At 64.4% G+C, this 12933-nt stretch carries 6 protein-coding genes; 4 read left to right on the forward strand and 2 right to left on the reverse strand.

Features of this window, described 5'->3' with window-relative positions:
• Positions 1-181: 181 nt before the first annotated feature.
• Positions 182-634, reverse strand: coding sequence for an RrF2 family transcriptional regulator (locus tag C515_RS0116670; RefSeq protein ID WP_028456420.1), 453 nt, complete (start codon positions 632-634; stop codon positions 182-184).
• 194 nt (positions 635-828) lie between these two features.
• Between C515_RS0116670 and recC the strand changes: the two genes are divergently transcribed.
• Entirely contained in the window at positions 829-4365 is a 3537-nt protein-coding gene (gene recC / locus C515_RS0116675; protein WP_028456421.1) for an exodeoxyribonuclease V subunit gamma, read from the forward strand.
• Between the two features lie 182 nt (positions 4366-4547).
• Here recC and C515_RS0116680 read toward each other — a convergent pair whose 3' ends face one another.
• Entirely contained in the window at positions 4548-5996 is a 1449-nt protein-coding gene (locus C515_RS0116680) for an MltF family protein (protein WP_028456422.1), read from the reverse strand.
• Positions 5997-6305: 309 nt separating this feature from the next.
• Between C515_RS0116680 and C515_RS0116685 the strand changes: the two genes are divergently transcribed.
• The 3 genes from C515_RS0116685 (at position 6306) to C515_RS0116695 (ending at position 12871) form a co-directional block, all read left to right on the forward strand.
• Entirely contained in the window at positions 6306-8216 is a 1911-nt protein-coding gene (locus tag C515_RS0116685; RefSeq protein ID WP_028456423.1) for an ATP-binding cassette domain-containing protein, read from the forward strand.
• A complete protein-coding gene (locus tag C515_RS22755) occupies positions 8213-11119 on the forward strand; it encodes a PAS domain S-box protein (RefSeq protein WP_051305045.1) in 2907 nt (968 codons plus the stop codon). The genes C515_RS0116685 and C515_RS22755 overlap by 4 nt, the downstream gene beginning before the upstream one ends.
• Before the next feature lie 162 nt (positions 11120-11281).
• Complete coding sequence (locus tag C515_RS0116695; RefSeq protein WP_028456424.1) at positions 11282-12871, forward strand: peptide chain release factor 3; 1590 nt, start codon at positions 11282-11284, stop codon at positions 12869-12871.
• Positions 12872-12933: the final 62 nt, after the last annotated feature.

Below are 12933 nucleotides of genomic sequence, written 5' to 3' on the forward strand. Positions count from 1 at the left end.
CACCAAAATGGACGCCAGAGCGCAAAGGCTGACCGGTTTCAGATTGCGCCGGCTAGTGGCATGGCTTTTGCCGGAAAAGGCTTTGCAAGACGCCCGACATGAAACCTCTTATCGGCTGGCAGCAAAACCTCTCTAACAAGCTGCGGCACGTTCGCTCGCAGCCAATCAGGGGGCTGAGGTCTCAAGCCGCCGGCACCAGTGGTATCACCCCCAGCTGCGCAGCCAGTGCGTCGCGATTGCTGGTGAGATCCGCCAGCGTGTAGCGATCCAGTGCGCCGTACATGGCTTCACGGGCTTCGAAAAGCGCGCGCTTGAGCACACACATGCCGTCGATGCGGCAGCCTCCGCCGCCCTCTTCGAAACATTCGACAATCGGCGCGTCATCCTCGCACAGGCGCACCAGCGCACCGATGCGGATATCCGCAGGCGGGCGGGCCAGCTTCATGCCGCCACCTCGGCCGCGCAAGGTTTCGATCAGCCCGGCCTTGCCCAGAAAATGCACGACCTTCATCAGGTGGTTGTCCGAGACAGCGTAGGCTGCGGCGATCTGCGCGCGCGTCGCCAGGCCTTCAGGTTGTACGGCCAGGTAGATCAGCGTGCGCAGGCAGTAATCGGTAAAGGCATTCAGGCGCATGGTGGTGCTCGGTGCAAGGGCAGGTTTAATATTGTACTTTAAATATAACTTTTACGCGGCAGCGCTTTGCGGCGGCAAGCCGGTAGCTCAAAACCCACGGTGACATCTGCGGCGATTGCCATCACGCGTCTGCACGCCTGCAATCTGCGCCACCTCCCCCGTGCTAAAGTGGCATTTTGCGCTTCTGCTTGCCGATGTCCGCACACCCTGCCCCGCCTGCCGCCGGCCTGATCGTCCTGCACGGTAACCGTCTGGAAGACCTGCGCGACCTGACGCTCGAATGGCTGGCCGCGCATCCGCTGGCGCCGCTGGCCTCCGAAACGCTGCTGATCCAGAGTACCGGCATCGCGCAGTGGCTGAAAATCGCCATCGCCAGCCATCCGGCGATGCAGGTCGCCGCCGGCATCGACACCGAGCTGCCCTCGCGCTTTCTGTGGCGCATGTACCGCACCGTGCTCGGCAAGAACGCCGTGCCGCGCGAAAGCCCCTTCGACAAGGACAGGCTGCAGTGGCGACTGCTGCGGCTGCTGCCCGCGCTGCTGGCCGATCCCGCGCAGCAGGCCGTCTACGCACCGCTGGCGCGCTTTCTGCAGGGCGACGCCGACGGGCGCAAACCCTTCCAGCTGGCGCAGAAGCTCGCCGATCTCTTCGACCAGTACCAGGTCTACCGCTCCGACTGGCTGAGCCACTGGGCCAGCGGGCAGGACGTGCTCGACGATTTCACCGACCCGGTGCCGGACGAGCAGCGCTGGCAGCCGGCGCTGTGGCGGGCGATCCGCACGGACCTCGGCCGCGAGGCCGGCTTGAGCCGCGCCGACATCCACGAGAGCTATCTGGCCGCGCTGCGGCAGGACACGCTGCCCGACTCAATCCAGGCCGCCCTGCCGCCACGCGTGGTGGTGTTCGGCATTTCCGCGCTGCCGCAGCAATGGCTGGATGCGCTCGCCGCGCTGGCGAAGCATACGCAGGTCATCATAACTGTTCTCAACCCCTGCCAGTTCTACTGGGGGGATGTGGTCGACAGCAAATGGCTGCTGCGCCGCACGCACCAGCGCGTGAAAGGCAAGAAGGCCGGCATCGGCCGCGAAGTCAAACTCGACGCCGCCGCGCTGCACCTCAACAGCCACCCGCTGCTCGCGCAATGGGGCCGGCAGGGGCGGGATTACATCCGGCTACTGGACGAGCGCGACCAGACCGGCCAGTGGCTCAGTAGGAGCGAGCTTGCTCGCGAAGAACACGACAGCACAGAATTCGCGAGCAAACTCGCTCCCACTCAACCTCACAGCCTGCGTGTGGAATGCTTCACGCCGCCGCCGGCCGATACGCTGCTGGCGCACGTCCAGCGCAGCATGCTCGATCTGGAGCCGCCGCCCGCCGATCCGGCGCAGCGCTACCGGGTAGCCGGGCAGGACCGTTCGCTGGCGTTTCACAGCGCACACAGCCCGCAGCGCGAGGTGGAAATCCTGCATGATCAGCTGCTGGCGATGTTCGAGGCGGACAAGACCCTCACCCCGCGCGACATCATCGTGATGGTGCCGGACATCGCCGAATATACCCCCCATATCTCCGCCGTATTCGGCAGGGACAGCAAGGCTTCCACGCACATACCCTATGCCATTACCGATCAGGGCGTGCGCCGCCGCCATCCGCTGCTGGTCGCGCTCGATACGCTCCTGGCGCTGGACACCGAGCGCCTGACTGCCAGCACGGTGTTCGACCTGCTGGACGTTCCGGCGTTGCGCCAGCGTTTCGAGCTGCATGACGACGAACTGCCGCAACTGCACGACTGGGTGCGCGGCGCCCAGGTGCGCTGGGGCCTGTCGCCGCAGCACCGGCAGGCCTTTGGCGTGCCGCCCATCGCGCAGAACACCTGGGTGGCCGGGCTGAAACGCATGCTGCTGGGCTACGCGGTGGGCGACGCCGGCGCGTGGTGCGACATCGAGCCCTATCCGGAAGTCGCCGGCATGGCGGCCGCCAGCGCGGGCAAGCTCGCCATGCTGATCAGCACACTGGAAACCAGCTGGCAGGCCCTGCAGACGCCGGCGACGCCGGCCATCTGGCAGCAGCGCCTCAGCGCGCTGCTCGACGCCTTCTTCAGCGCCAGCGACGAAGACGATCTGGCGCTGCTGAACGACCTGCAGCGCGCGCTGGCCCGCTGGCAGGAAGCCTGCGAGGGAGCGGGGTTCAGCGGCACGCTCACTTTAGCCATCGTGCGCGAAAGCTGGCTCAACGACGTCGACGCGCACAGCCGCAGCCAGCGCTATCCCGCTGCGAGCGTCACCTTTGCCACGCTGATGCCGATGCGCGCGATTCCCTACCGCGTGGTGTGCCTGCTGGGGCTGCACGACGGCGCCTACCCGCGCCGCCAGCAGGCCACCGATTTTGACCTGATGGCCAGCCACAAGCGCAGCGACGGCAGCCGCATCACCCGCCCGGGCGACCGTGCGCGCCGCGACGACGACCGCTACCTGCTGCTGGAGGCGCTGCTCTCGGCACGCGATGCGCTCTGCATTTCCTGGGTGGGCCACAGCGCGCGCGACAACAGCGAACGCCCGGCCTCGGTGCTGATCGAGCAATTGCGTGATTACCTCGACCGCAGCGCCTGCCCTGCCACCGCGCCGGATCGCTCGCTTGCGCAGTGGCTGACGACCAGCCACCCGCTGCAACCCTTCAGTGCCGCCTATCTGGCCGGTGCCCCGCATTGCTTCACCTACGCCGCGCACTGGCACGCCCACGCCATCGCGACGGAAACAGGCACAATGCCGGCGCTGCAGCGCGACACGCCGCTCACGCTCACCGAGCTGGCGCGCTTTTACAAGGATCCGGTTGGCAGCTACTACCGCGACCGCCTGCGCTTGAACTGGCAACAAGGCGATACGCTGCCCGACGACGATGAGCCCTTCGCGCTCGACCGCCTGCAGGAAACCGTGTTTGAAAGCGAGCTGGTCGCCGCCGCACTGGCCGCCCCGGCGGAACACGGCAACGACGCCATCCAGAACCGCATCGCCGCGCTGCGCCGGGCAGGCAGCCTGCCGGTGGCCGGCTTCGCCGATGCCGCATCGAACAGGCTCGACGGGTATGCGCGACTGGCCCATCGAAACTGGAGCCTGGCGCGCACTACCTGGCAGATCGAACTCCCCGCCCAGCCCTTTGCCCTGCCCGCGCGCGACGGCAAGCCGGAAGTCGGTGAGCTGATCGGCAATCTGTATCAGGACGAAGCCGGCCTGCGCGCCCGGCTGGTGCTGCTCAATGGCGGAGTGAAAAAGGAAAAAGGCCAAATCAAGCTGCACCGGCTGGCCGACGCCTGGGTCAACCATCTGGCACTCAACACGCTGGGCGAACACCACACGCTGCTGATCGCCTACGACGACACCCTCACGCTGGCACCGCTCGATGCCGGCGAAGCCCGTGAACGGCTCGACACGCTACGCGCTGCCTGGCTGGCCGGCATGCAAGCCCCGCTGCCCGCGCATCTGGAACTTGCCAGCGAATGGTATTTCGCCATTGGCAAAGGGGAAGAAAGCGCTCACAAGGCCGTGCTCGAAAAACTGGAAGGCGGCTATGAACGCAAGGGCCTGATCGACCATGACCCCTACTTCGGCCTGCGCTTTGCCGACTACGCCGCGCTGCAGGCCGCCGACGGGCATGAGGCATGGCGCGAAGCACTGTACGCCCCGCTGGCCAGCGCCGCATACGGTGACCCGGATGAGGGGAGCAGCGATAGCAAATAGAATGGGTATTGCCCTTTAGCCCTTGACAGGAAAAGGCTGTGGCGCAATACCCATATAGGGCATGCCAGGCCGCGCAGGATGCCGGCCGCATGGACATCAGCTGGCGGAATGATCCAGACGCCATGATCAATCCAGCCGAACTGCGGCCCATGCCGCAGGCAAAGGCAATCTCCGGCAGACGCCTACTCGCTGCCCGCCGCACTGGCCTGGCGCTTGTCCTTGCGCAGGCGGCTGGCATCAGCGGCTTGGTAGGCAAGATAAATGCGGTTGACGCTTGATACATAATCAACCATGCGCTGGCCAACGCTGCCGTGCGCCACCTTTTCGACATGGCCGACCCAGCGGTTCGGATCAAGCCCCTGGGCCTTGGCCTGGCGGCGCAGCTGGTCCAGCCGGCCTTCTCCTGCGTTGTAGGCGCCGATCATGAAATAGAGCGTGTCGGCCTCGGAAACCCCCTGGCGCTGGAAACGCTTGCGCAGGTAATCCAGGTAACGCCCTGCAGCGAGCACATTCTGCTCGGTGTCGTGCGGATCCTTCACACCCATGGCGCGCGCGGTGGCGGGGTTGACTTGCATGACGCCGGTCGGCCCGCCCCTGGTGCGCACCACATGAGTGAACTTGGTTTCCTTTTGCGCGATCGCCGCCAGCAGCAGCCAGTCCATATTGGTGGCGTCGGCGGCGAGCTTGAAGGCGGGGGCAAAGAGACCCAGCTTGTCATTGCCCGTCAGTGGTGCGCTGCGGGCGGCCTTGCCGCTGCCCTCCAGATAGGGGCGCGTCTGCGCGATGGCGCGGCCGATCAGCTTGCTGCCCTCTGCGGCCAGAAAGCGGTCCAGTTCGGCCAGCAATTCCGGATGATCCTTGCGCACGGCCCAGGCCAGCGGCACGCTCTCGGGCCCGCAGAACAGCGTCCGGGCCTGCGGCGCGGCCTTGTTCCACAACTCCAGCTGGCTTTGCAGGGCGACCGTGAGCGGCGCACCGGCTTCGCCCATGCCCACGAGCAGGCTTTCGATACTGCTGCTGGCAGGCCGGGCATCAATCTGCAGAGCCGCCTTCCCCTCCTGTTCGCGCTCGGCCTGGCGTTCCTGCAACCAGCGCAGCTGGAAGCTGGCGGCCGGTACGGCCAGCGTGCGCTCGCCCACCTCGTCGAGGCTGCGCACCGCCACGCCGGCAGGCCCGGCCACGCAAAAGCGGTCCTGCCGGTAAGGCCGGGTGAAATCAACGAGGCTGGCCGCGCCGGGCAAGACCGGCAACAGGCCCGCAGCCACATCGCCGCGCCCGGCCAGCAAGGCGGGAATCAGTTCGCCGGCCTCGACGGGAATCAGCTGCAGGCGCACCGGCGGCTGGCCTTTCGGCACGCGCAGGTTCAACTGCCGCTCGAAGCCGCTCAGCATGGCGTGTTCGATGCCGTGCGGCGCACCATCCTTGAGAAAGTAAGTGCTGGGCCCCAGGGCGACCAGCACGCGCAGGCGCGCGGGCAGCGTATTGTCGGCAAATGCCGGCTGGCTGGCCGCCTCGCTCTTGAGCGCGGGATGGACGGTCTCCTGCCCGGCGACCTTGGCGGCCTGCACCGGAAAAGACTGCAGAATCAAGGCGCTGACGCAAAGGCCGCGCAATACACGGAAGGCATTCATGCGGCGATTCTACGGTTTGCCGGCGGGCTTCCCAAGTGCAATTTGCTGGCCAGTGGCAAAAATGGCGTACCTGGCAGTGGCACAGGCAAGCCCGAATAATCAGGGGCTTACCAAGCGCTAGGCCAATGCGGGCTTGCTGTCGGGAGGTGTTTTGTCCGTGCGCGCAGCGCCCCGGCAGAAGGATTTGGCAGCGGCTTGCGCGGCCGACCGTTGATAAATCGGGCCAGGCGGTGACCGGCCGCCGCGCTCAGCCGGTCATTCGGGGCCACGGGCGGTTATAATCCGCGTTTTTGCCGATAAGCCGTCACCATGCCGCTCCTGCTTGTAGAACACGCCCACCTCGCCTTTGGCCACTGGGCCTTGCTGGACGATGCCAGCTTCGTCGTCGAACCGGGCGAACGCGTCGGTCTGATCGGCCGCAATGGCGCCGGCAAATCCTCGCTGCTGAAGGCCGTGGCCGGCCTGCAAAAACTGGATGACGGTGATATCCGCGTCACCGAGGACGTCCGCGTGGCCTTTGTGCCGCAGGAACCGCAATTCAATCCCCAGGATACGGTGTTTGAAGCGGTGGCCGATGGCCTGGGCGTGCTGCGCCAGTTGCTGGTGGATTACCACCATGCCGCCGCACACCTGGACGGCAGCGATGCCGCGCTGGCGCGCCTCACCGAGCTGCAGCACGAGCTGGAAGCGCGCGATGGCTGGCGCATCGACTCCCTTATCTCTGCAACCCTCAGCCAGCTTGGGTTACCGGCCGATACCCTCATCAGTACCCTTTCCGGTGGCTGGAAAAAACGCGTGGCACTGGCGCGCGCGCTGGTGCAGGAGCCGCAACTGCTGCTGCTGGACGAGCCGACCAACCACCTCGACGTGTCCGCCATCGAATGGCTGGAAACACTGCTCAAGGGCTTTGCCGGCAGCGTACTGTTCATCACGCACGACCGGCGCTTTCTGGACAATGTCTCGACCCGCATCATCGAACTCGATCGTGGCCGGCTCTTGAGCTTTCCGGGCAATTTTGCCACCTACCAGCAGCGCAAGGCGGAATTGCTGGCGCAGGAAGAAACCGTCAACCGCAAGTTCGACAAGGTGCTCGCGCAGGAAGAGGTGTGGATCAGGAAGGGCATCGAGGCGCGCCGCACGCGCAACGAGGGTCGCGTGCGCCGCCTTGAGCAACTGCGCCGCGACCGCGCCGCGCGCCGCGAGCGTGTCGGGAATGTGTCCTTCCAGCTCGACGCCGGCGAGCGTTCGGGCAAGCTGGTCGCCGAACTGGAGCACGTCAGCAAGGGCTTTGGCGGGCGCACGCTGATCCGCGACTTCACCACGCGGCTGCTGCGCGGTGACCGCATCGGCCTCGTCGGTCCCAACGGTGCGGGCAAGACCACGCTGCTGAAGATGATCCTCGGTGAACAGGAAGCCGATACCGGCCTCATCAAGCGCGGCACCAATCAGCAGGTCGCCTACTTCGACCAGTTCCGCGAGCAGCTCGATGAGGAAGCCGCGCTGGTCGACGTGATTGGCGATGGCAAGGATTACGTCGAGATCGGCGGCCAGAAAAAGCACGTGATGGGGTATCTGGAAGAGTTCCTCTTCCCGGCCGAGCGCGCGCGCAGCCCGGTCAAGGCGCTGTCGGGCGGCGAGCGCAACCGCCTGCTGCTGGCCAAGCTCTTCACCAAGCCGGCCAACATCCTGGTGCTCGACGAACCGACCAATGATCTGGACATCGACACGCTGGAGCTGCTCGAAGGCCTGCTGTCCGATTATCCGGGCACCGTGTTTCTGGTCAGCCACGACCGGGAGTTTCTGGATAACGTCGTCACCCAGATCATTGCCTTCGAGGGTGACGGCAAGCTCTATGAAAATGCCGGCGGCTACGCCGACTGGCTCATCGCGCGCGAACGCATGCTGGCCAGCAGGGCGCCCGTCGCCAGCACCAATCGTGCGGACGAGGCCACCGCCAGGCCGGTGCAGGAGCGCAAGCGCAGTTCGGTCAAGCTCAGCTTCAATGAAACGCGCGAGCTGGAGCGCCTGCCGGGGGAAATTGCCGCTCTGGAGACTGAGCAGGCCGAATTGCAACAGTCTTTGCTTGATCCCGAGCTCTATCGCACGGCGCCGCTGAAAGCACGGGAAATGCAGGCTAGAATCGAAGCCATCGATCTTGAGCTGATGGAAAAGCTTGAGCGCTGGGAAGAGCTGGAAGCCAAACACAACGCCAATTCATGAAAATCCCCCGATTCAGCAGCCGCAAGCCCGCCAGCGCGGGCATTCCTTCGCTGGCGCGCCTGCGCGCCGGGCTGCTGCTGGTCTGTGCGCTGCTCAGCGCCATCGTGGTGATGACCGTGGTCTGGGTTTCGGTACGCGAATACCGCTACGCCATGGAACAGGCGCAAAACCGCAACAATGCCCTGGCGCGCTCGCTGGATGAACACGCGACCCGCAGCTTCATTTCGGTCGAACAGGCGATGCAGAACATCGGCGAAGACCTCTCGCGCCAGGGGGGCGTCGATGGCGCCGATGAAGCAAGCCTCTATAGCCTGCTGAAGCACAAGACCGCACTGACCCCGCAGATTCGCGGCATCATCACCATCGATACCCGGGGCCGCATTCATACGCACAGCCTCGAATTTCCCGCCCGCAAGATCAGCCTGGCCGACCGCGATTATTTCGCCTATCACCGCAACAATCCGCTGGCCGAGCCGGTGATCAGCCCGCCGCTGCTGTCGCGCACCGACGGCAAGTGGCTGATTCCGGTTACCCAGCGCATTGATCTTCCGGATGGCCAATTTGGCGGCGTGATTCTCTCCGGCGTCGAACCGGCCTATTTCCAGGATTTTTACCGTTCGCTGAATCTGGGGCCCGACCAGCGCATCCAGCTGTTGCGCAGCGATGGCACGGTGCTGCTCAATTACCCGTTCAACGACAAGGAGCTGGCGCAAAACCAGCGCGAGCTGACGCCCGAACAGTTTGCCCTGCTGCAAAAGAACAAGGACACCAATATCGTCTGGCACAACCCGCAAAGCGGCGAGGACGAGCTGGTGTCCTTTCATGTCAATGAAGGCCGGGTGCCGCTGATCGTGCGGGTCAGCAGCAACAAGGCTGCCGTGCTGGCCAAGTACCAGCAGGACAGCGCCATCCGCATTCTGGCCGCCATCGTGCTGATGCTGGTCATTGCCGCCCTGCTCTATCTGCTGATCCGCCAGATCCGCCATGCCGAACAGGTCGAATCGCGGCTCTACCTGACGCAGTTCACCGTCGACCATTCACCCGATCCGGTGCTGTGGTGCGACGACAATGGCTATCTGAGCTACGCCAACCAGAACCTGATCCAGCTCGCCGGGCTCGACAAGGGCGAGTGGCAGCATTTGCGCTTTACCGATTTCTTTCCCCGGCTCACCGCAGAAAAATGGCAAACGCTGTGGGGCGAGCTGCAGGCCAAGCAATACCTGACCCAGGAAACCCAGCTGCGCATCGCCGGTGATCAGCTGCTGCCGGTGGAAATCAGCCTGGCGCTGATCGACTACCAGTCGCGCAAATACCTCTGCGTCACCGCGCGCGACATGACGCAGCGCATGCACACCGAAACCGAGCTGCGCCGCCACCGCGACCAGTTGCAGGAGCTGGTGCTCGAACGCACGGCCGAAGTGCGCACCGTGCTGGACGCCAGCCCGCTGGCCATCATGCTGGCCGTGCAGGGCAAGATTCGCCTGGTCAACCCGGCCTTTGAAATCCTGCTCGGCTTTCCCGCCAGCGACATCATCGGCAGCCCGACGCACACGATTTTCGCCTCGGCCAGCCACTACACCGAGCAGCGCGCGCTGATCGCGCAAATCCTGCAAAGCGGCGGCACCTACCGCGACGAAATCGAGCTCTACCGCCACGATCACACCCCCTTCTGGGCAATGGTGTATGTCAAGGCACTGGTGCCGGGCGACGCCAGCAAGGGGGAAATCGCCGTCATCGAAGACATTACCGCCCAGCGCATTGCCGCGCAGGTGCTCAGGCAATCCGAACGCCTCAAGCGCACCGTCATCGACCAGAGTGCCGACGGCTTTCTGCTGATCAATGAAAAACAGCGGATTGCCGAGATCAACCCGGCCATCTGCCTGATGCTCGGTTACAGCCGCGAGGAGCTGATCGGCAAGGACCCGGCGCTGCTGTGGGGCGATGACCGCTTCCGCGCCATTTTCCCGCCGGAAATCCAGCTGCACCCCGGCTACAACCATGTGCAGGAAGTCACGCTGCTGACGCGCGATGGCGAGCTGCGCCCCTTCCTGATCAATAGCGGCGGCGTGTACAGCGACGATGGCGTGATGGAACACGCCTTCGCCTTCTTTACCAACATCAGCCGGCTCAAGGAAATCGAACGGCGCCTGGTCGAGGCCAAGGAAGCGGCCGAGCGCGCCAACCAGGCCAAATCGGTGTTTCTCGCCAATATGTCGCACGAACTGCGCACACCGATGCACGCCATCCTCTCCTTCTCGGAAATCGGCCTGGCCAAGGTCGACAAAACGCCACCGGGCAATCTGGCGCGCTACTTCGACCGCATCCACGCCTCGGGCAAGCGGCTCCTGGTGCTGCTCAACGACCTGCTCGACATGTCGCGCCTGGAAGCCAACAAGATGCAGTACGACAAGGAGCACTGCCTGCTGGCCGATGTGGTGCAGGCGGCCAATGCCGAGCTGGCCGGACTGATGAGCACGCGCCAGCTGCAAACGGTCATCGCCGCCGCAGGCAGCCATGCCGCCACGCTGTTTGACCGCGCCCGCATCACGCAGGTGATGGTGAACATCCTCTCCAATGCCATCAAGTTCAGCCCGCGCGGCGGTGTGATCGACATTGCCATTCTCGATGCGGCCAGCCTGCCCGGCGGCGGCGACGCCGTTGGCGTGCAGATTCGCGACCATGGCCCGGGCATTCCCGACGACGAGCTGGAAACGATTTTCGACAAGTTCATCCAGAGCAGCAAAATCCGCGTCGATGGCGGCACGGGGCTGGGGCTCGCCATCAGCCGCCAGATCATGGAAGACCACGGCGGCGCCATCATTGCCAGCAATCACCCCGATGGCGGTGCGCTCTTCACCATTCTGCTGCCCACGGCCGCCACGGTGCCGGCACTGGCCAGCTGACCTTCTTACCGGTTTGGCCCGGCGCGGCAATTCGCGTACAATTGCGCGTTTTTTGGGCACGCCCCGGCACCAAGCCGTTGCCAAACAACGGCCTGGCGACCCCTTTGCCATCCGAGTTGGCAAAAACGCGTGCCGCCCCGCATCCTCCCAGGCCCAGCCCCCATGACCGACATCGCCCGCGAAGTGGCTTCCCGCCGCACCTTTGCCATCATTTCCCACCCGGACGCGGGTAAGACGACGCTGACCGAAAAACTGCTGTATTTCTCGGGCACGATCCAGTCCGCCGGCACCGTCAAGGGCAAAAAAGGCGGCAAGTTCGCCACTTCCGACTGGATGGAAATCGAAAAGCAGCGCGGCATTTCGGTGGCCTCGTCGGTGATGCAGTTCGACTACCGCGATCATTCGATCAACCTGCTCGACACCCCGGGCCACCAGGATTTTTCGGAAGACACCTACCGCGTGCTCACCGCCGTCGATTCGGCGCTGATGGTGATCGACGCGGCCAAGGGTGTGGAAGCACAGACGATCAAGCTGCTCAATGTCTGCCGCCTGCGCAACACGCCCATCGTCACCTTCATGAACAAATACGACCGGGAAGTGCGCGATTCGCTGGAGCTGCTCGACGAAGTCGAGAACGTGCTGCAAATCCGCTGCGCGCCGGTCACCTGGCCGGTGGGCATGGGCAAGACCTTCCGCGGCGTGTATCACATCCTGCGCGACGAGGTGATCATCTTCACGCCGGGCCAGGGGCCGCTGGACGAAGTCGAAATCATCAAAGGGCTGGATAATCCGCGTCTGGACGAGCTGTTTCCGCTGGAAATCGGCACTACGCGCATGGAGCTGGAACTGGTGCGCGGCGCTTCGCATCCCTTCGTGCTGGAAGAATTCCTCAACGGCACGCTCACGCCGGTGTTCTTCGGCTCGGCGATCAACAACTTCGGCGTGCGCGAGATTCTGAACGCGCTGGTCGACTGGGCGCCGTCTCCGGGCAAGCGCGACGCGACCGTGCGCTCGGTTGACCCGACGGAAGAGAAATTCTCGGCCTTCGTGTTCAAGATCCAGGCGAACATGGACCCGAAGCACCGCGACCGCATTGCGTTTTTGCGCATCTGCTCGGGCAAGTTCGAGCGCGGCATGAAATTCAAGCATCTGCGCCTGGGGCGCGACATCGCCGCGAACTCGGTGGTGACCTTTATGGCGCAGGGCCGCGAACAGGTCGACGAAGCCTTTGCCGGCGACATCATCGGCCTGCCCAACCACGGCAATATCCAGATCGGCGATTCGTTTTCCGAGGGCGAAGTGCTGTCGTTCACCGGCATTCCCTACTTCGCACCCGAACTGTTCCGCGTCGTGCGCATCAAGAACCCGCTGAAACTGAAACAGCTGCAGAAGGGCCTGCAGCAGCTCGGCGAAGAAGGCGCGGTGCAGGTCTTCAAGCCGCTCAACGGCGGCGACCTGATCCTGGGCGCCGTCGGCGTGCTGCAGTTCGAAGTGGTCGCCTCGCGCCTCTTGAACGAATACGGCGTGGAAGCGATCTTCGAATCGACCACCATCTACACCGCACGCTGGGTGACCTGCGAAGACACGCGCATGCTGGCCGATTTCGAGAAGAACCTTGTCAACAACCTCGCGCGCGATGCCGCCGACAGCCTCGCCTATCTGGCAACCAGCCGCGTGAATCTGGAGCTGACGCAGGAACGCTGGCCCAAGCTGCAATTCCACTCGACCCGCGAGCATTCGGTCACGCTCTGAGGTCGCCAGGAAAGCCATTCCTGATTATGTCTTTTTTCAGGAAGCATGGTTTTCAGCGCCTG

This window comes from Chitinilyticum litopenaei DSM 21440 (assembly GCF_000428145.1).
Taxonomy (GTDB): Bacteria; Pseudomonadota; Gammaproteobacteria; order Burkholderiales; family Chitinibacteraceae; genus Chitinilyticum; species Chitinilyticum litopenaei.